A 17,835-nucleotide genomic window follows, 5' to 3' on the forward strand; every position below is an offset into this window, starting at 1 on the left:
GGTGGGCGTTGGAATTTTGAGAGGGCTTGACCTTAGTACGAGAGGACCGGGTTGAACCGACCGCTGGTAGACCAGTTGTTCCGCCAGGAGCACCGCTGGGTAGCCACGTCGGGTGAAGATAAGCGCTGAAAGCATCTAAGTGCGAAACTTGCCTCAAGATGAGAATTCCTATGAGAGCCGTCAGAGACGATGACGTTGATAGGCTACCGGTCTAAAGCGAGTGATCGCAAAGCCAAGTAGTACTAATGCCTCCAAGACTTCTTATTTACTTTTATTATCGCTTGAATACGACTATTGTCTTTTCCACATCACATCAAAAACCTTGAAGGTATTGATTGTTGCGTTCGGGCGACAATCTGAAAGACCAAGGGCGATCATAGGGCGGGTGTTCACCCCTTCCCATCCCGAACAGGGCCGTTAAGCCCCGCTCCGCCGATGATACTGGGTTCACCCCCGGGAAAGTAGGTAATCGCCTCCCCTTTACTCCAAAGAAGCTCCCCCCAAAGGAGCTTCTTTTTTTTGCTAGCTACCCTACACACCAAAGCTGTAGCTAAAGAATGCAATAGCTAAAAAGAAGCCTTCTGATCACTCAGAAGGCTTCTCTTGTTTTATGCCTCCAGCCCGAAGATGGGCTTGTTCGTCTTCCACTTGCCCCGTGTAAAATCAGTAGACTTTTTCGTTACCTCGAAATGATTAAACCATGCATGAATCGAAATTGATGGTAGTGATTCGCATAATGCCCCTTAATCCAGAATAAAATCGTCTTCTTCCAGGATCGGCCTAGCCAGGAAATGTTATTGGCTATTTCATGGCTTACTGCTCGTTCATTAACCCATCTAATGTTCTCGTATGATTGTATTAATGCCTTGATATAGAGGGCGTAGATATGTTTAATGCAGCTATCGGGTAATAGATACGATGAATTGCATAGTCTCAAAATATTACTCTTGCTATAGCTAAAGGAATGAAAGTGGTAAAATATAACATTGAATGATTCATCCGTTAGTAGATCCTTACCGTGAATCAATCCCTCTTTTTTAGTAAAAGCGTATTGTTGTACATTCCAGGGAGCTACGCCTCCACCTAAATGCTGAAGTTCATGCACGCCCGAAAACCGCTCAAGCCAATCGTCCAGGTATTTTTGGTCACCAAACTTCCCCTCTTCGAATCGATTATAACACCAGTCGATACAAGCCTTCTTCCACCAAGCTAGTGCCTCTAGACCCTGGGCATCCCGTTTAAACGTGACGAACTGCACACAGTACTTGCCGCTCGTTTCTGTTTGATCATAGGCGGGCGTATACCGATGGGGCGTGATAAGAACCGATGCTTCCCCCATTTCTTTAATCAAGACGTCTGGATTACTCAAAAAGAGTAAGTCAGCATCTACATACGTACAATGGGGTAGGTGGTACGCCTGGATGGTGTGCCAGATTGTCGCTGGTGTACAGGTCCAGCAATATTCTCCTGCCGTTCGGACTGTCTTTACCTGAAGCAATTCGTCATCTTCCCATTCGTCGAAGCTAATTATTGTTGCCTGCGAAAGATTTAGCCGTTGCAGTACTTCGTAGCTATGGTCATCAAAGGCGTAGATGTACAGATGAAACCTGGGACAGTGTTTTTTGAGCGATTCATACATCGCGACGCCACGCGTCAGATACGTGGCATTGAAAAGCGTACAGAAGTAAAGCACTGTTATTTTTTGGTTAGGTAAAATCCCTTATCGTAGCCAACGGGTTGTTGATCAATTCGCATAATTTCTTCTCCGGGAACATAGGAAGTGAAATCCGCTACAACCGTGTAGGCTTTTTGAAAGTGAGCAAGAAATGTGGGTTCGTGGAAAAACCAGGCCGGATAAGAAGCCAAATAAATTTCAGCAGGAACCTGTTGTAAGGTCAACCGATCCTGGTTTTCCTGAATAAATGCTGTACGATCAAAAAGAATAAATTCAAAGTCCCAACGTACCAGTTCATCCAAAAAGGCATGCGGCTCGGGTAGATACTGCACTACACTGGAGAGAATAATAAAATCAACCGGATGTGCCTCTACGCAGGCCTCGATGGAAGGGAAAAAGTGCAGAAGATCATCCGCGAAGTTTTCGCTTCCACACGCAACGTAATGCGATTGCTCAACGACGTTCCAGCTTTGACAGACTTCAGAGGTCAAAAATTCCTTAACCTGATAATACGTGCTTCCGAGCGAGCCGCCAAAGTCAAGCACGTGCAAAGGCCGTTTCTTTTGATGAGCACTGTGCAACAGAAAGGTTAAAAGTGGGAATGGATACTGCTTCTGATTAAAAAGAACGGAGTCCCGCTCATACACTGCTTTACCATTTTTGACCTGTAACAACGCCTGTTTCGTCTTTTCCAGAATAAGCTCAGCGTCGTATCCCGTGGTTTGTTGAAGTACCTGATTCCAGGAATCATAACGGCCAAACCACCCAGCGGCCTGAGTAGCGGCTTTCTTTTTGAACAAGCCTTGAAGCATATTGTAGTTAAAGTTGGGGGCGTATCGACATTAAAGATAAAAGGTAAGAAAAGACTATAATAATAATTAGATAATTTTAATTATTGATGAAACGTAAGCAAGAATGCCAGCGATAGGTAACGAATATATAGCGATGGAATTAGTTAAAAAAGCGAAGAACACCCTCCTGGATTAGAAAGGTGCTCTTCGGTGTGGATGCGAAAAAGGATGCTTACAGAATATACCGGGTTGACAGGAAATTCGATTCGTTTTCCCGTAAAATTTCGTTAACAATGCTCTTGTTTTCCATAGTCTCTTTAGTAGCGACAATCGTGCGGATGGAGAATGAGCGTAGGGCATCGTTTACCGAAAGGGTACCTTCCGCCGAATCTTTGCGGCCCGTAAAAGGGAACATATCCGGTCCCCGCTGACACTGGGCGTTAATATTGACCCGGGAAACCTGATTGACGAGTTGATCAACCAAACTGGCAATTTCCAACGGATTTGTACCGAAAATACTGACCTGCTGCCCGTGCTGCGAATCAATCAAATACTGAATCGGTTCTTCCTCACTTTTAAAGGTAGCTACCGGAATCAACGGGCCAAACTGCTCTTCCCGGTAGACTTTCATACCTTCCGTAACGGGGTACACAATAGCCGGGTAGACAATCGATTTGTAATTTTCGCCACCGTGGGGATTCACGACCCGGGCTCCTTTCAATTTTGCATCTTCAATACACTCAATGAGATACGACGGCTTATTGGGCTCGGGTAGGGGTGTCAGGTTTACGCCTTTTTCCCAAGGCATGCCTAGTTTCAGATGACTAACGGCTTCGCTGAGCTTACTTAAAAATTCCTCGGCCCGACTTTCGTGTACCCAAAGCATTTTGAGAGCAGTACAACGTTGACCATTAAAAGATAAAGCTCCCAGCACGCATTCTTTGACAGCTAGATCCAGATCAGCGTTTTCCAGAATAATACCTGCGTTTTTGGCATCCAATCCCAGAATAGCCCGCAGGCGATTCGTCTTAGGGTGCATCTTCTTCAAGTCCGAAGCTACCCGGCTGGAACCAATCAAGCCCAGAACGTCAATTTTACCGGATTGCATCAGGGTTGGGATTACCGTATTTCCCCGACCGTATACGGTATTGACGACACCAGCGGGGAAGCTCTCTTTAAAGGCTTCCAGTAAAGGATAGTGCAGCAAAGTTCCGTGCTTGGGAGGTTTGAACAGGACGACGTTACCCATAAGAATCGCCGGAATCAACATCGTATACGTCTCGTTGAGTGGGTAATTAAACGGCCCCATACAAAGGACGACGCCCAGCGGCGAACGACGAATTTGCCCAATGATTCCCTCTTCAATGATGAATTTTGAATTCTCCCGGTCAATTCGTTTCAATTCATCCATCGTATCATGAATGTATTGAACGGTACGATCAAATTCTTTTTCGGAATCAGCCAGTGATTTGCCGATTTCCCACATGAGTAGTTTCACCACCTCCGCTTTCTTCTGCACCATTTTCTTGGTGAACGTTTCCATACAGGCAATGCGATCGGCTATAGACATGGTTGGCCATTCGCCCCGACCATTGTCATACGCTTTTACCGCTGCGTACAGCACTTCCATCGCATCGGGAGCATCTACTACAGGATAGCTACCAATGCGAATTTGCTGTGATCCTTCGGCCGTACGGGTATAAATAGGTGAATACACGGCCTGCGTGTTGCCGTTCCAGGCTTTCATAATACCGCCCACGAGGTATTCCCGTTGTTCCAGGGGTTCAGTAAGGGCGTATTCCGCAGGAATTTGGTCGGAAAGGGGAAATAAGGACTCCAGTTGTAGAGAACTCATGAAAAGGGATAGTTGAAGTGAGCTACGAAGAAACGCTTTATTGTGACCGTTTCCAGAAGATAGACGAAAACTTCGAGGTGTTTACCTCATTAATCACAATGCCAGCTGAATAGCCAGGCAGAAAACGAAAGTTCGGCTCACTTAAACTAGTTACACGACTTCCTGAAGAAGCGTACGGAAGACTACATACTGATTGCCGTATCGCCGGTCTACTTCGGCAGCAAGACGGGACGAATGTTCAGTAATATACGTATTGTAATCCTCCTGATCGGCGAAGAAGAATTGAAACGAGTACGTAACTCCTCCATTGTCAATTTCGGTAAGCAGTTTGAAAATACGATTCCCGATGGGCAGATTCGTGGCCAGTACCGCTGGAACATGGGTATGTTTCATCCAGTGAATCCATTCATCGTGAGCGGCATGTTCGATATTATACGTGATGTTATAGAGAAACATAAGATTAAAATAAAGCAGTGTGCTGCGAATAAAAATTTTGGTGTAAAGTGCGTTCGAATCTATACCTCGAAAGAACGGGCAGCGAAAAACAGATTCGGAAACTGATTCAATAAATCAGGCAAAAACATAATGCCATTTGCGAACGTATCAGGAAAAGCTTACAAAGCCAAAGGAATAATAGATTCTTTCCCATCTTCTCTGGCCTGTTTTTTGTAAGAAAAGTCCGTTATGAAGGAAAAAATTACCATTTGTTGGCTCCGTCGGGATTTGCGTCTAAACGACCAGGCAGCCCTGTATCATGCCCTGCGGAGTGGCCACCCAGTGGTTGTACTCTTTATTTTTGACCGGGAAATTCTGGATGATCTGGAAGATCGCCGGGACCGCCGGGTAGAGTTTATTCACCAGACCGTTACCCAACTGCAAGCCGATTTACATCAGCATGGTTCGGACTTGCTGGTCTACTATGATCGGCCCTTGCCGGTATGGAAACAGATCCTGAAGCAGTACGAGGTCGCTCAGGTACATATCAATCACGACTATGAACAATACGCGATTGCTCGCGACGCAACGGTTCAGGAGCTATTAGAAAGTCAGGATATACCTTTGTATACGTACAAAGACCAGTGCATTTTTGATCGGGATGAAGTACTGAGCAAAGCAGGCAAGCCTTACAGCGTTTTTACGCCGTACAGCAAGGCCTGGAAAGCTAAAGTGAATGATTTTTACCTTCGTTCGTATCCTACTGAGAAGTATTTCAAACAATTCTATCAGGGGTCATTTTCCGGAATTCCTACGCTGGAATCCATGCATTTCGAAGCAGTAGGTGAACCCTTCCCCGCTCAGGAAATCCCTGCGGACAAAATCGAAACTTACGCCGAAAAACGCGATTATCCAGCCCTCGATGCCACCTCCCGCATGTCCATTCACCTGCGATTTGGAACCGTATCGATTCGTGAGCTGGCTCGGGAAGCACAGCAGTTAAGCCCGACCTACTTGAATGAATTAATCTGGCGGGATTTTTATTTTCAGGTTCTTCATCACTTTCCACACATTAATACGGGCCATGCGTTTCGGATGGAATATGACCGTATTCAGTGGCGGAATAATGAAGCTGAATTTGAGGCCTGGTGCGAGGGGCGTACGGGGTATCCGCTGGTCGATGCAGGTATGCGGCAAATGAATGAAACTGGTTTCATGCACAACCGGATCCGAATGGTAACGGCCAGTTTTCTTTCCAAGCATCTGCTCATTGACTGGCGTTGGGGAGAAGCATACTTTGCTAAGAAATTACTGGATTATGACTTTTCTGCCAATAATGGGGGCTGGCAATGGGCCGCCGGAAGTGGTTGTGACGCCTCGCCTTATTTCAGAGTATTCAACCCAGCTTTGCAGGCGAAGAAGTTTGATCCGAAAGGAGAGTATGTGCGGAAATGGGTACCCGAGGTAGATCAGGTTGATTATCCCGCCCCCATCGTAGAGCACGAAACAGCCCGAGAGCGGGCCATACAGACCTACCGCCGAGCTGTGAAGAAAAATGCCGATTAGTGTTGGCGTAAGTAAGCGACCAGGTGATTCTGTAGTTCATGAACTGGAAGGTGGCGACGGAGTTCACCACCTTCCAGAGCGAGTGAAATTTCACCGCGTTCTTCCGAAACAATAATAATCGCTGCGTCGGAGTGCTCGGAAAGACCGATAGCTGCCCGATGGCGAAAGCCCAGAATGGCTGGCAAATCCGGGTTTTCGGAAATGGGTAGCATACAGCGGGCCGCTTTGATCCGATGATCCGAAATAATGACGGCTCCGTCGTGCAAAGGTCCGTTTTTCTGAAAAATAGCCAGTAAGAGCGAACGGGATAACTGAGCATCCAGGGCATCGCCTGACTCAATGTAACGCTTCAGCGAATCTTCTTTTTTTATGACAATCAATGCTCCGGTACGCGTAGCGGCCAGCTTCTTCACTGCATCAATCACAGGTTGTAATTCCCAATTGCTCTGCTTTTCGGATTTCTGATTAAAAATACGGTGGAGAATAGGGTACTGCTGCAAATTGGTCGAACGACCAACGAAAATGAGAAACCTTCGAATTTCGGGCTGAAAAATAATCACCAGAGCCAGTACTCCGATTTCCATAAATTGCCCAAGAATGGTGGATAACAATTCCATTCTTAAAGCCCGTACAATCAGATAAATCCCGTAGACCAGCAGATAACCCAGAAAAACGCGACTCGCAATACTTCCTTTAATGAGAAAATAGACCTGATAGAGTAGGAATGCTACCAGTCCAATATCAATCAGGTCGAGAAAACTAATATCTAGAAAACCAAGCCTTAATCCCAGCATTTGATCTACGTAAACGGTTGAAGTACGCTTCAATAAGGTAAATTAGAAAACTCAAAAATAAAAAAAAGGCTGCCAGTTCCTGCGTTTTGAACTCTAGTTTACTTGAAATGATATAAAAAAATATAAGAATAGTTATTGAATGAAAACGAGTTTTTAGCGATTAGCAATTGACTGCTGCAGTATACCGTCTTTAGAAAGTCGTTTAAAAATAGCCGTCACGGGTACTGCACCATTACCTTCGGCTTTGATCTCTGCTTTCCAGAATGGTTGGAGTGAAGGGAACTGTTGCAGCTCGACCTGATATACCTGTCCGGTCACCCGCGTACGATTGTAGGAATCGGTTCGTAAAATCGGACGGGTACGACGAACCACCATAGCAACGTCTGCCTGACAGGTCTGATTTTCCTTCGTGATAAAGGCTGACAGCGAATCAAACGCCAGAGCCGATTGAAAGGAAGCCGTACAAAGGGTATAACTGGGAGGACATTCCTTCAAAAATCGTCGAGCCTCTGCCTTTCCCGGGGCGTATCTTCCAGAACTACTAGCAATCGCTGAAATGCGGGCACATTACCCGCTTTGGTATTAGACCGAACCGATACACAATTCGAGAATAAGACGGTGAACAACAATACTACTAATAAGAAGCGAAGCATAGGATACCGTTTAAGAGGTTAAAACTGTGTCGTTGCCGACGTATGTATAACGCCTATAAAAATCGGCATCATTCCAATGGAATCATCACTTGAGCCCATACTTTTTGAGCTACATACCAGGTTAGGGCCTGTAAAAAAGCTTCTGCGTACGCATCAACGGGTTCAGCCTCTTCCGTACCGACCGTATAGGAATTGATTTGAGCCAGCAACCAGTCTGGATAGGGACCTTGGGATACGTGAATGAACAGAGATGTTGGAGTTTCCTGTTCGAAGGCCTCCTGCCACTGAGCCAGCAGTAGGCGGAAGGCCCGGATGCAAACGCAGTCAAGCAGAATATCGGCACTGCGTTCAAAGGAAAACTGGACTTTCGAAAGGAGTTGTGCCGTCGGGTAGTCTGTATCCGTAAAAGCCTGTAACCAGCGATGTATACTTAGGAACCCATGACTCAGGCCCGCAATACCATCCGCAGTCACCATTAACCGAAAAGGACGGAACTCCGGCCAATGGTCGGTTTTGCGTAATAGTCCTAACTCGAAACCGGGAAACTCAGGTTGGGGCTTGGCAGCAAAACCGCCGTGGATAGGATAAGGGAAAGAAGCGTCCAGGGTTTCGCACAAAGCCAGAAAATCGACATTACCTGAAAAATAAAGAGCGAGGCGTTGAGCATCGATGGGTTGCAGATACGTTTCGATGGGGTCTTGCAGGGGCTGATCCATGCGTAATTCCAAAGCGTCTACATATTCCAGATCGCTTGGCGGCAGGGCGGGCGTATGCCATTCCAGTCGTTTTTCGCGGGCCAGAATGGGTTCCTGGGCCAGCACCTCAAAGGGAATACCCGCCTGCCAGGGGTCGGTATCCGGCACCAGTTGCCACGCAAACAAGGTTTGGTTCAAGGTTGCCTGAAGAAAATCAGGTACGGGCTGTAACGAACGTCGGGATGCGGGAAGTTCGGTAAAAAGTTCGCTTGGGCGATTTTTCATAGGGCTAGGTTGTAAATCCAGAGAATCAATAAAAATATTCGTTCGTATACCCGAAATTTTCTAATTTGTGAAACGACTTTCCCAAAAAGAGTATGCTTAAAATTTTTTAAGGAAATTGCTCGAAGACTACCCGAGGCAGGATGGGTTTTTTTATCTTTGCCTCCCCTTATGAAAAATCCAGCCTGAAATAGCCTTGCAGACTGTCGTTCGTGATGCCAAATCCGTTTGGCAAGAGTGTTTACGGATCATACGTGAGTACGTGCCTGAACAAAGTTTCAAAACTTGGTTCGAGCCGATCGTGCCCGCACGTCTGGTTGGAAGCACGCTAACGATTCAGGTACCCAGTGAATTTTTCTACGAATGGCTGGAGGAAAATTACGTTCACGTGCTCCGTCGGGCGATTGATCATGCCATTGGTCGTCAGGGGATGCTGGAGTATTCGGTGATTGTAGACCGGGGTGATGACAAGAAGCCACCCATGGGCTATACCGTACCGAACCAGCGGCCTGCTCCCCAGAATTCGGCTCCTCCTGCCAAGAAGGCTTCGGAACCGGAACAGCTTCGCAATCCTTTCGAATTACCGGATCTGGATGGTCTGGAACTTACTTCCTATCTCAATCCGATTTATACCTTCGAAAATTACGTCGAGGGTGACTTTAATCGACTGGCCCGTTCAGCAGGACAGGCTGTAGCGAGTAAGCCCGGCGTAACCTCTTTCAATCCACTGATGATCTACGGTGGCGTAGGTTTGGGGAAAACGCACCTCGCCCAAGCCATTGGTAATCAGATCAAGGCTTCTAATTCGGGGAAATTTGTCCTATTTGTTTCCACGGAGAAATTCATGAATCAATTCGTGATGGCCGTGCGGAACAACTCGATTCAGAACTTTACCAATTTCTACCTCCAGGTGGACGTGTTGATTCTCGACGACGTTCAGTTCCTGGCCGGAAAGGAACGTACGCAGGAAACGTTTTTCCATATTTTCAATCACCTGCACCAGACGGGTAAGCAGATCATCATGACTTCTGATCGCCCGCCTAAAGATTTGCAGGGCTTACAGGATCGTCTGCTGTCGCGGTTCAAGTGGGGTCTGTCGGCGGATTTGCAAATGCCGGACCTCGAATCCCGGATTGCCATCATCATGAAGAAATTGCATGGTGACGGCGTTGATATTGATTACGAAGTGATCGAGTATCTGGCTCATTCGATTGATACCAACGTACGGGAACTGGAAGGAGTCGTCGTGTCGCTGATTGCTCAGGCCACGTTACTGCGGCGGGAAATTGACATGAATCTGGCCCGGCAGGTACTCCGCAACATTGTCCAGGATTCCGAACGGGAAGTCACCATCGAAACCATCATGGAGACGATCTCCCAGCATTACCGAATCAGTTTGCAGGATATGAAAGGCAAAAGCCGGAAGAAAGAGATCGTCTTTCCCCGGCAGGTAGCCATGTATTTTGCCAAAGATTACACTGATTTATCCCTCAAATCCATCGGATACCATTTCGGCGGCCGCGATCACTCAACGGTCATTCACGCCATTCAGACCATCTCCGAACTTAAGGAGCACAATGCTGAGGTAAAAGCACAACTGCAGGAATTACAGAAAAATTTCGGCAAGAAAAGTTAAGACTGCTTTTCTTTGTGGCTTTCAACCCTCATTGAATGATTCATCATCTTCGCCGTTCCCAGGTCGATGTGTATGCCTACGATGCCTGCGTTGAGCAGTCTGAATGGGGCACCATCTACGGACTTTCCTGGTGGCTGGATCAGGTCTCGCCCAATTGGGAATGTCTGGTCTGGCAGGAACAGCCCACTACTCCGTACCGGGCTGTTTTACCCGTACCCGTCCAGCGACGCTATGGCCTATACCTGGTGCATCAGCCGCTATTTTGTCAGTTCCTGGCTCTGTATTCGGCTGAATCTCTTCCAGTAGCCGTCCAGAAGGATTTTATAAAGGCCCTTCTAGCAAAATACGCTCTGATTGCCAGCTATCAGCTCAATTTTCCTGAAGCTTCGGTATTGAGCAGCTTCACAGAACTAAACCTTCGTCAGATGCATACGCATGTTTTATCGCTGGATGCTCCGTATGAAACCCTTCATCAGGGCTACAACCGGGATCGTAAGATGAATGTCAAGCGGGCGTATCAGGCGGATTGGACCTGCCGGAAAGGAAGTGATATTATTCCATTAGCGGAATTTTTCAGACAGCATCACGCCCATCAGATCGAAGGTGGGGCTCACCCAGGAGCCTATGCATTACTGGAAAGCTTATTTCAGGCCTGTGAAGAACGGGGCTACTCGGATTTGTGGTACGCTGAAAAGCACAATCGGGTAGAGGCAGGAGCCTGGTTTGTCACCTTCCGGCAACGGACCCTGTACCTCTTTAACGCGGCTACGCCGGAAGGCAGGAAAGGAAATGCCCGGACGTTTTTAATCGATCAGTTTATTCGGCAGCGGGCAGGGACGCAGGCGTTGTTTGACTTTGAAAGTGCCAACGTAACCAGCATTGCTGAGTTCTACGCCAGTTTCGGAAGCCAGGTGGCAGCCTATTATGAACTGCGGAGCAATCGGCTACCGAAAATCATTCAATGGCTATGGAAACTGAAAAATCGCCTGTTACGGTAGGGCTCGTTACTGCCAGTTAAAGGTCTCTTTCATTCCCCGGTAATCTTTCAAATCCATGGCTACCGATCCAACCACTAAATCGAACTCTACTTTAACCGGTACTTTATTGGCGTCATCCGACACCCAGATGCGGATGGCTTCTTTACCATCAAACAACTGATTATTGGGCATCTGAGGGATAATTCGGTGCGTATTGAGCTTGCCGTATTTCGTCTTGATGACTTCTTTGCCGGCGTACCGAATTCGAAGATCGATAAACTCATTGTCATAAAACATCTTGACGGCCGTCAGCTGTCCGGTTTTCATTTTGTTGAAATCCAGACCCCGTACGTAGAAATACGCACTCACTACATCGTATACATCTCCCGGTACTTTAAAATCTTTAACGACTTCGGCTGAGTTTTTCCCTTTGGAAACCGAAGTAAGTTTATTGCCTTCCTGATCAAAAGAGACGCGTTGCTCCTTGTAGTAGCGACCCTCCTGTTGTTTCATGGCAAAGTCAATCGGCAGCATGGTCTGGGGGTCCAGGTACGAAGTCCAGCTATCACGGATTTTAGTAACCAGATCAAAAGCCCCCGTCGTTCGTCCGGTGGCCGTTACCCGGTAACAGGCTTTTCCCTTCACCCGGTGAAATTTATCACTCACATCCACGATGGCCTCGGCGGCATTGATAAACCCGTAATGCACCCGATATTCCAGATGTTCGCCCTGATTGATAACCGAGTCTACCTTAGGCTCTGGTTGTCTGAACGCCAGTAAACACCCTACGAGACAACTACCTACCAACGTAAAAAATGTATAACTACGGAACCTCTTCATGCAATAGTGGGGATAGGATCAAGTCGTCAGGTTTCTGGCCTGCAACTTTAAATCTTTTCAGTAGGGTTTCAAAGTGGCACGGCGATGTTCTTGCTTAGCGGCCGTATTTTGCTTTTAAATGCTGTAAATAACGTTTAAAGTCGCTATTAAATTTTTCCCGGAAGTCTACTTCGAATTCATTCCTTCGGGAATTATACGTTGCAAAACCAACGAAAAAAGCATTGTTCACGTCTCTGGGCCAGGTTCGCTTTTTCACATGGGACAAATTCTGATACAGAGAATCCGACTGCTGTAGGATTTCCCCGATCAGCGTTTTTTTAAGCTGATCCTTACGGGCCTTGGGCAGGTTGTCCGGAAAGCTTTCGTATAGACGATCCAGCAGTACTTTTCCGCGATTGAAATGCTGGATATACCGTTCACGAAATACTTTTCCTTCCTGATAACTGCGATACTGCGGTGAATCGGTTCCAAAACGCTGTGCCAAAAAACGTACGGCTCCGTAATCGCCAATAAAGTTGGCCAGGTTTTCATTGAATTCATGCTGATTCTTGATGAATAAGGTAGAATGCGTCATTTCATGCATAATCAGGCTTGCCAACCGTCCTTCCGACAATTGAAGCATACCCGAGAGAATGGGATCATGAAAGTAGCCCAGTGTACTGTAAGCGGAAACGGGACTAATTTCGGTATCATATCCCTTCCAGAGCTGGGCTTCCTGTTTGGCTTTTTCCAAATCGAAGAAACCTTTATACGTAAACGAACCGATGAGTGGAAACGAAAACTCAACGGCTTTAATCCGATACGGTTCTGCTACCGTAAGTACGTAACAGATGGGCTTATTTTGCTGATCGTAGTAGGTCTGGTAGTTGGGAGTAGCGTTGAGGCCGAGGGAATCAATGGCAAACTGCCGAATTTCCTCGATGAAGCGAAGTTTGGCTTTTACCGAATCCGGTATTGCCGGATCCGTCAGGACTTCTTCGACGGGCTTGGCCTCAAGGATAACCCGGGCTCCGCCGCTGAGCTGGCCATAGCCATACCGAACCCAATCCCATTGCCAGATGATCAGTATCAGCATTAATAGGCTTAAAATCAGAAAGACTCGTTTCAAAATACGTTTCATGGAAAAATTCTAGGGGAAACCGGAAAATCAATAATATTTCTTTTTTTGTAAACGGTTATGGCCGCAATGGTGTTTTGAAAGTAACTATGTTTCTGGATTAACGAAGTAGCGAAGTATCTTTTGCGGATTGATTAAAAAAATACAACAATTTTTAGTCAATGGTTAGGATATTTGCCCGAAAAGCAGTAATTTTAGATCATATTCTTCACCCAATAGCTCGTTTTTTGATACATGGCACAAGCAACCGGTACTGATGCAGGACAGAAATTGAAAGCTCTGCAAACGACCATTGAAAAATTAGACAAAGCCTACGGTAAAGGTACGGTCATGCGTCTTGCTGACGCTAAAGTGCTCGATATTCCCGTGATTTCAACGGGGTCACTGGGCCTTGACCTGGCCTTAGGCATCGGTGGCGTGCCCCGGGGACGGGTCGTAGAGATCTACGGACCTGAATCATCCGGTAAGACGACCATCGCCATGCACTGCATTGCGGAGGCACAAAAGAAAGGAGGCCTAGCCGCTTTCATTGATGCTGAACACGCCTTTGACCGTAGCTATGCGGAAAAATTAGGTATTGACACGGGCAATTTGTTGATTGCTCAACCCGACAACGGGGAGCAGGCTCTGGAAATTGCCGAGCATCTGATTTCTTCAGGTGCCATTGATATTATTGTGATTGACTCCGTAGCCGCTCTGGTACCCAAAGCCGAAATTGAAGGCGACATGGGAGATTCCAAAGTGGGTCTGCAAGCCCGTTTGATGTCGCAGGCGTTGCGTAAAATGACGGGTATTATTAATAAAACGTCCTGCTGCTGTATTTTCATCAACCAGTTGCGGGAAAAAATCGGTGTGATGTTCGGGAACCCCGAAACGACTACCGGTGGTAACGCTTTGAAGTTCTATGCTTCGGTTCGGTTGGATATTCGCCGGGCTGGACAAATCAAAGAAGGAGCCGATAGTATCACGGGTAACCGTACTCGTGTGAAAGTGGTGAAAAACAAACTGGCTCCTCCATTCAAAGTCATCGAGTTTGACATCATGTACGGTGAAGGTATCTCCAAGGTAGGCGAGGTGCTTGACTTAGCCGTTGAACTGGAAATCGTTAAGAAATCCGGTTCCTGGTTTAGCTACGGTACCAACCGTTTGGGTCAAGGCCGTGATGCCGTGAAAGAATTGTTGAAAGACAATCCGGAACTGCTCGACGAGCTGGAAGCCAAAATCAAGGATAAGGTGAAAGGGGATGACGAAGCACTCGTTGATACGCTGGAGCCGAACGTAGTAGATGATGGCAAAGAAGAGTAATATGTTAATAAAAAACCCGCTGACTCAGTTAGCGGGTTTTTTATTGAATTTACACGTAAATCATTTTCCGGGTCATACCGCCGTCCACGAAGAAATTCTGACCCGTGATGAAAGAGTTGTCGGGGTTGAGTAAAAAGAGAACCATGCGAGCAATGTCCCCGGCTTGTCCCACGCGGCCCGCCGGATGCTGCTCATGATCGGCTTCGCTAAGTTTTTCAGGTTGACGGACAGATGATTTCTTCAACGAAGAAACATCAATCCAGCCCGGAGAAATGCAGTTCACCCGTACATCAGGACCTAAGCTGATAGCTAAGGAATGGGTTAGGGCGAAAATACCGCCTTTCGACGCGGAGTAGGCGAAAGTCCCTGGCTCCGACTGAAAAGCCCGCGTCGAACACAAATTGATAATTGATCCTTGGGTCTTTTTCAGATGAGATGCTGCAAGCTTGCTGGCATAAAAAGGACCCGATAAATTGATTCCCAGGCCCTGATCCCAGTCTTCGAACGACCATTCTTCAATGGGTTTAGCTTCAAAAACAGCTGCATTATTGATAAGGACGTCCAACTGACCATAGTGGTTGAGAGTAGCCTGAAAGGCCTGTTCCACTTCGGCTGCCTTCCCTACATTGCAACGTAACGCCAGTAAGGGGCCGAGTGGTTGCAAAGTCTGTTCCGTTTCGGTAAGAGCTTCCTGGTCCGAATCCCAAATCGCTATCGAGTAACCTTGTTGTAATAAGGTCTGAGCCAGTTCCCGGCCAATGCCCTGAGCTCCACCGGTTATAATTGCTACTTTTTCCTGCATGCTTGATTCATTAGTCATGAAAGAGAGGGCTCAAAAAAGTATACGATGCGTTTAGCGGGGATCGTCAATCTGCCCTTTCATGCGATACCGAAGCAGTACCTTTTTGCCGGAAACTTTTTCCAACATCGGACGAAGGATTTTAGTAGCGTTCAGTTTGGTTTGTTCCAAAATGCCCTGCTGAATAGCGGAGGTCTGTACCTGCTCTTCTGCCTTTTTGAATGCCTGATCAATCAAAAGAGCTTCATCATTGAAAGCAAATTCAGTATTGTATACCTTGGATTTGGAGTGATCGACCCGGGCCAGGCAGATTTCCGGATCGGGCAGGCGTACAATCAGAGTGTCTCCCATTTCTCCGAGATCGGTAACCGTCATTTTGGTTAGATCCAGACAACCGACGGCTTCGCCCTGAATAATGAGCAATGCTTTTGCATCCGGTAGAAACTGCCGGGTAATCTGCTGATCAACAACATCACGAAAATTGTATTTAACCAGCTCCAGTTTACCCAGCGAAGTAATTTCGCGTAGCACAATATTGTGATTGGAAATCACCTCAGGCTCTGCTCGTTGTAAAAAGAACTTTTGCGATTTAAGTTTTTCCCAGCCGTAAATGGCAGCAGCCAGGAGCAGAACCAGAAAAAGAATACGAATCAGGAAACGCATAGACTTATCGTGCTAAAGTACCATCAGATTACAACCTCGAATATCGGAGTTATCGAAGCGACCGAGAACCCGAAAGCTATTCGCCTCGGAACCATAACTGCCTAAATCTTTCGTTTCTAAAAAACTGCACGAGTCAATATTAGCCAGGTCGATTACATTGAGTCCGCCCGAACGCCGCGAAGGTTCATTGCGGGGATAATACGTAAACGGATCATTGACATCCCGCAGACTGATCTGCAAACTGGGCGGTAAATGAAAAATACCTTCACCAAAAGAGTATCCCTGTGACAGTAATTCCGTCATGCCGTATTCGGAGTGAATGACAGGAACGTGAAAAGCTTTCGTGAGCAATTGGTGTACTTCTTCCCGAAGCAGTTCCTGTCGCCGGCCTTTCATACCGCCCGTTTCCATGACAATCAGTTGAGGCATATCTTCCAGAAACGATAAATCGGCAGTTTCCGCCAGATCAAGCAATGCAAACGTGACTCCGATTAGAAGTACTTTACGCTGCCGATCCGGCTGGAGGGCCCGAAGGCGTTCGAGCAGTTCATTCGTATTGTTCAGATAAAAACCCGAATACGCCGACTGATTCTTTTCCACAAAATGCCGGACCATATGGACCAGCGAAGAGTTACTCCTTTCGAGGTAGGAGGGTAACAGAGCCAGTAGGTGGAAATCCTGCAGGGAACCGTAAAAGCGTTCAAAAATCTGCTCACTAATCTGGTCATAAAAAGCCGGATCCGCCACGTAATGCTGACTCGTTACCTGACCGGTAGTACCGCTACTGGCAAACACAAGGGGTGTGGAAGCCTGGGTAGAAAGTACTCGATGAGATTTGAAAAACTCGATGGGCAGGTATGGAATCTGTTCTACCGCTTTCACCTGAGCGGGGGAGATTCGCAAATGCCGTAAATATTCCTGATAAACCGAATTCTGGGCCGCCTGAAACTGGAAAACTTCCAGGGCTAGGGCTGGAAAAGAAGCCTCTTCCAGCGACAATACGCGGTCTTTAAGCTCCTGCTGAATGGACATGATGATTACTAAATAGCAGTACGTAGGTAAAATGCTACGGGTGTGATCGAAGACAAGGCCGGACCAAGCGATTGGAAAAATTCCTTTCTGAAAGGCAAAATGCAGAGCAATTTTAATTTACCAAAGGGCTTATGTAACTTTCCGCCCGTCTCGTCGTTTATGACAGAGACGAAATGATTTAGGTTCCTATGAAACGATTATTATTTATCTTTTCCATAACGACAGCCGTACTGGCCCTAGCCAGCTGTACGGCTGAGCCGGATTTTTCGGACGTCCCTTTTATTTCGGATGCCACCCTAACGAAATACGCGAGTGGTAGGGATCGTTTGGGCAACGTCAATGATTCGCTGGTTGTGTCTTTGAAGTTTCAGGACGGGGATGGTGATTTAGGCGTATCTCCCACCAGCTACCCGGAAGACGATACCCTTTCTAAAATCAACAATAATTACGAGGTTCGAACCTTCCAGCGGAAAAATGGACAGTTTCAGGATATCACGGGTTCGCAAACCGTATCGAATTCCGGTAACTTTCCTCGCTTGCGAACGGATAACAAACGGGGACCTATTGAAGGTACGCTGACTCGATCCATTACGGTATTTCGCATTCCACAAAATAGAAACGATACGCTAAAATTTATGATCAGGATCCGGGATCGGGCCATGAACGTTAGTAATGAAATCGAAACGCCCGTTGTAGTGGTAAATTCGAACTAGAAGCGGT

At 46.9% G+C, this 17,835-nt stretch carries 18 protein-coding genes and 2 rRNA genes; 7 read left to right on the top strand and 13 right to left on the bottom strand.

What is annotated here, in order from left to right; translation table 11 throughout:
* Both BWI97_RS16620 and rrf read left to right on the top strand, forming a co-directional pair.
* Window positions 1–266, top strand: a 23S ribosomal RNA gene (locus tag BWI97_RS16620); the annotation flags it as partial.
* 100 nt (window positions 267–366) lie between these two features.
* Window positions 367–478: ribosomal RNA gene (rrf, locus tag BWI97_RS16625) — 5S ribosomal RNA — on the top strand.
* A gap of 201 nt (window positions 479–679) precedes the next feature.
* Here the strand turns inward: rrf and BWI97_RS16630 are convergent.
* From BWI97_RS16630 to BWI97_RS16645, 4 genes are all read right to left on the bottom strand, one after another.
* A complete protein-coding gene (locus BWI97_RS16630; protein WP_233207879.1) occupies window positions 680–1,693 on the bottom strand; it encodes a glycosyl transferase in 1,014 nt (337 codons plus the stop codon).
* A 2-nt stretch (window positions 1,694–1,695) separates the two neighbouring features.
* Window positions 1,696–2,487, bottom strand: a complete 792-nt coding sequence (locus BWI97_RS16635; RefSeq protein ID WP_094815280.1) for a methyltransferase, TIGR04325 family — start codon at window positions 2,485–2,487, stop codon at window positions 1,696–1,698.
* A 211-nt stretch (window positions 2,488–2,698) separates the two neighbouring features.
* A complete protein-coding gene (locus BWI97_RS16640; RefSeq protein ID WP_102201938.1) occupies window positions 2,699–4,321 on the bottom strand; it encodes an NADP-dependent glyceraldehyde-3-phosphate dehydrogenase in 1,623 nt (540 codons plus the stop codon).
* Window positions 4,322–4,471: 150 nt separating this feature from the next.
* On the bottom strand, window positions 4,472–4,777 hold the full coding sequence (locus tag BWI97_RS16645; protein ID WP_094815276.1) for a DUF4286 family protein: 306 nt from the start codon (window positions 4,775–4,777) through the stop codon (window positions 4,472–4,474).
* Window positions 4,778–5,005: 228 nt separating this feature from the next.
* Between BWI97_RS16645 and BWI97_RS16650 the strand changes: the two genes are divergently transcribed.
* A complete protein-coding gene (locus BWI97_RS16650) occupies window positions 5,006–6,322 on the top strand; it encodes a deoxyribodipyrimidine photo-lyase (RefSeq protein WP_102201940.1) in 1,317 nt (438 codons plus the stop codon).
* Here BWI97_RS16650 and cdaA read toward each other — a convergent pair.
* From cdaA to BWI97_RS16665, 4 genes are all read right to left on the bottom strand, one after another.
* A complete protein-coding gene (gene cdaA, locus BWI97_RS16655; protein ID WP_094815272.1) occupies window positions 6,319–7,116 on the bottom strand; it encodes a diadenylate cyclase CdaA in 798 nt (265 codons plus the stop codon). The two genes, BWI97_RS16650 and cdaA, sit on opposite strands and share 4 nt — an antisense overlap.
* 153 nt (window positions 7,117–7,269) lie before the next feature.
* Window positions 7,270–7,611, bottom strand: a complete 342-nt coding sequence (locus BWI97_RS16660) for a hypothetical protein (protein ID WP_102201942.1) — start codon at window positions 7,609–7,611, stop codon at window positions 7,270–7,272.
* The gene (locus BWI97_RS27695) at window positions 7,608–7,769 is read right to left on the bottom strand and encodes a hypothetical protein (RefSeq protein ID WP_158242777.1); all 162 of its coding nucleotides are present in this window, start codon (window positions 7,767–7,769) and stop codon (window positions 7,608–7,610) included. Before BWI97_RS27695 ends, BWI97_RS16660 begins: the two co-directional genes overlap by 4 nt.
* A 68-nt stretch (window positions 7,770–7,837) precedes the next feature.
* On the bottom strand, window positions 7,838–8,749 hold the full coding sequence (locus BWI97_RS16665) for a hypothetical protein (protein WP_102201944.1): 912 nt from the start codon (window positions 8,747–8,749) through the stop codon (window positions 7,838–7,840).
* A 193-nt stretch (window positions 8,750–8,942) separates the two neighbouring features.
* Here BWI97_RS16665 and dnaA point away from each other — a divergent pair, with 193 nt between their 5' ends.
* Together dnaA and BWI97_RS16675 are read left to right on the top strand one after the other, a co-directional pair.
* Complete coding sequence (gene dnaA / locus BWI97_RS16670) at window positions 8,943–10,382, top strand: chromosomal replication initiator protein DnaA (protein WP_102201945.1); 1,440 nt, start codon at window positions 8,943–8,945, stop codon at window positions 10,380–10,382.
* Between the two features lie 35 nt (window positions 10,383–10,417).
* Entirely contained in the window at window positions 10,418–11,380 is a 963-nt protein-coding gene (locus BWI97_RS16675) for a GNAT family N-acetyltransferase (RefSeq protein WP_102201947.1), read from the top strand.
* A gap of 6 nt (window positions 11,381–11,386) precedes the next feature.
* Here the strand turns inward: BWI97_RS16675 and BWI97_RS16680 are convergent, their stop codons facing one another.
* Both BWI97_RS16680 and BWI97_RS16685 read right to left on the bottom strand, forming a co-directional pair.
* Complete coding sequence (locus BWI97_RS16680; protein ID WP_094815262.1) at window positions 11,387–12,199, bottom strand: DUF3108 domain-containing protein; 813 nt, start codon at window positions 12,197–12,199, stop codon at window positions 11,387–11,389.
* A gap of 94 nt (window positions 12,200–12,293) precedes the next feature.
* Window positions 12,294–13,319: an aminopeptidase gene (locus BWI97_RS16685; RefSeq protein ID WP_233207880.1), complete on the bottom strand. Its 1,026-nt coding sequence runs from the start codon at window positions 13,317–13,319 to the stop codon at window positions 12,294–12,296.
* 231 nt (window positions 13,320–13,550) lie between these two features.
* Between BWI97_RS16685 and recA the strand changes: the two genes are divergently transcribed.
* Window positions 13,551–14,621: a recombinase RecA gene (gene recA, locus BWI97_RS16690; RefSeq protein WP_094815260.1), complete on the top strand. Its 1,071-nt coding sequence runs from the start codon at window positions 13,551–13,553 to the stop codon at window positions 14,619–14,621.
* A 49-nt stretch (window positions 14,622–14,670) separates the two neighbouring features.
* Here recA and BWI97_RS16695 read toward each other — a convergent pair whose 3' ends face one another.
* Genes BWI97_RS16695 through BWI97_RS16705 form a run of 3 tightly spaced genes read right to left on the bottom strand, consistent with a single transcriptional unit; the run spans window position 14,671 to window position 17,115 of the window.
* Window positions 14,671–15,441, bottom strand: a complete 771-nt coding sequence (locus tag BWI97_RS16695; protein ID WP_233207881.1) for an SDR family NAD(P)-dependent oxidoreductase — start codon at window positions 15,439–15,441, stop codon at window positions 14,671–14,673.
* Between the two features lie 33 nt (window positions 15,442–15,474).
* Window positions 15,475–16,083, bottom strand: coding sequence for a DUF4230 domain-containing protein (locus tag BWI97_RS16700; RefSeq protein ID WP_102201951.1), 609 nt, complete (start codon window positions 16,081–16,083; stop codon window positions 15,475–15,477).
* A gap of 12 nt (window positions 16,084–16,095) precedes the next feature.
* Complete coding sequence (locus BWI97_RS16705) at window positions 16,096–17,115, bottom strand: acyl transferase (RefSeq protein ID WP_102201953.1); 1,020 nt, start codon at window positions 17,113–17,115, stop codon at window positions 16,096–16,098.
* Window positions 17,116–17,303: 188 nt separating this feature from the next.
* On the opposite strand from BWI97_RS16705, the gene BWI97_RS16710 reads away from it, so the two are divergent.
* On the top strand, window positions 17,304–17,828 hold the full coding sequence (locus BWI97_RS16710; RefSeq protein WP_094815255.1) for a hypothetical protein: 525 nt from the start codon (window positions 17,304–17,306) through the stop codon (window positions 17,826–17,828).
* The last annotated feature ends 7 nt before the right edge of the window (window positions 17,829–17,835 follow it).

It is taken from the genome of Siphonobacter sp. BAB-5405 (assembly GCF_002872335.1).
Taxonomy (GTDB): Bacteria; Bacteroidota; Bacteroidia; order Cytophagales; family Spirosomataceae; genus Siphonobacter.

Bases quoted from the DNA above. Each gene is read 5' to 3' on its own strand.
- BWI97_RS16635 (WP_094815280.1), bottom strand. From the start codon at position 2,487: ATGCTTCAAGGCTTGTTCAAAAAGAAAGCCGCTACTCAGGCCGCTGGG.
- BWI97_RS16640 (WP_102201938.1), bottom strand. From the start codon at position 4,321: ATGAGTTCTCTACAACTGGAGTCCTTATTTCCCCTTTCCGACCAAATT.
- BWI97_RS16645 (WP_094815276.1), bottom strand. From the start codon at position 4,777: ATGTTTCTCTATAACATCACGTATAATATCGAACATGCCGCTCACGAT.
- BWI97_RS16650 (WP_102201940.1), top strand. From the start codon at position 5,006: ATGAAGGAAAAAATTACCATTTGTTGGCTCCGTCGGGATTTGCGTCTA.
- cdaA (WP_094815272.1), bottom strand. From the start codon at position 7,116: ATGCTGGGATTAAGGCTTGGTTTTCTAGATATTAGTTTTCTCGACCTG.
- BWI97_RS27695 (WP_158242777.1), bottom strand. From the start codon at position 7,769: ATGCTTCGCTTCTTATTAGTAGTATTGTTGTTCACCGTCTTATTCTCG.
- BWI97_RS16665 (WP_102201944.1), bottom strand. From the start codon at position 8,749: ATGAAAAATCGCCCAAGCGAACTTTTTACCGAACTTCCCGCATCCCGA.
- BWI97_RS16675 (WP_102201947.1), top strand. From the start codon at position 10,418: ATGATTCATCATCTTCGCCGTTCCCAGGTCGATGTGTATGCCTACGAT.
- BWI97_RS16680 (WP_094815262.1), bottom strand. From the start codon at position 12,199: ATGAAGAGGTTCCGTAGTTATACATTTTTTACGTTGGTAGGTAGTTGT.
- BWI97_RS16685 (WP_233207880.1), bottom strand. From the start codon at position 13,319: ATGAAACGTATTTTGAAACGAGTCTTTCTGATTTTAAGCCTATTAATG.
- recA (WP_094815260.1), top strand. From the start codon at position 13,551: ATGGCACAAGCAACCGGTACTGATGCAGGACAGAAATTGAAAGCTCTG.
- BWI97_RS16695 (WP_233207881.1), bottom strand. From the start codon at position 15,441: ATGACTAATGAATCAAGCATGCAGGAAAAAGTAGCAATTATAACCGGT.
- BWI97_RS16700 (WP_102201951.1), bottom strand. From the start codon at position 16,083: ATGCGTTTCCTGATTCGTATTCTTTTTCTGGTTCTGCTCCTGGCTGCT.
- BWI97_RS16705 (WP_102201953.1), bottom strand. From the start codon at position 17,115: ATGTCCATTCAGCAGGAGCTTAAAGACCGCGTATTGTCGCTGGAAGAG.
- BWI97_RS16710 (WP_094815255.1), top strand. From the start codon at position 17,304: ATGAAACGATTATTATTTATCTTTTCCATAACGACAGCCGTACTGGCC.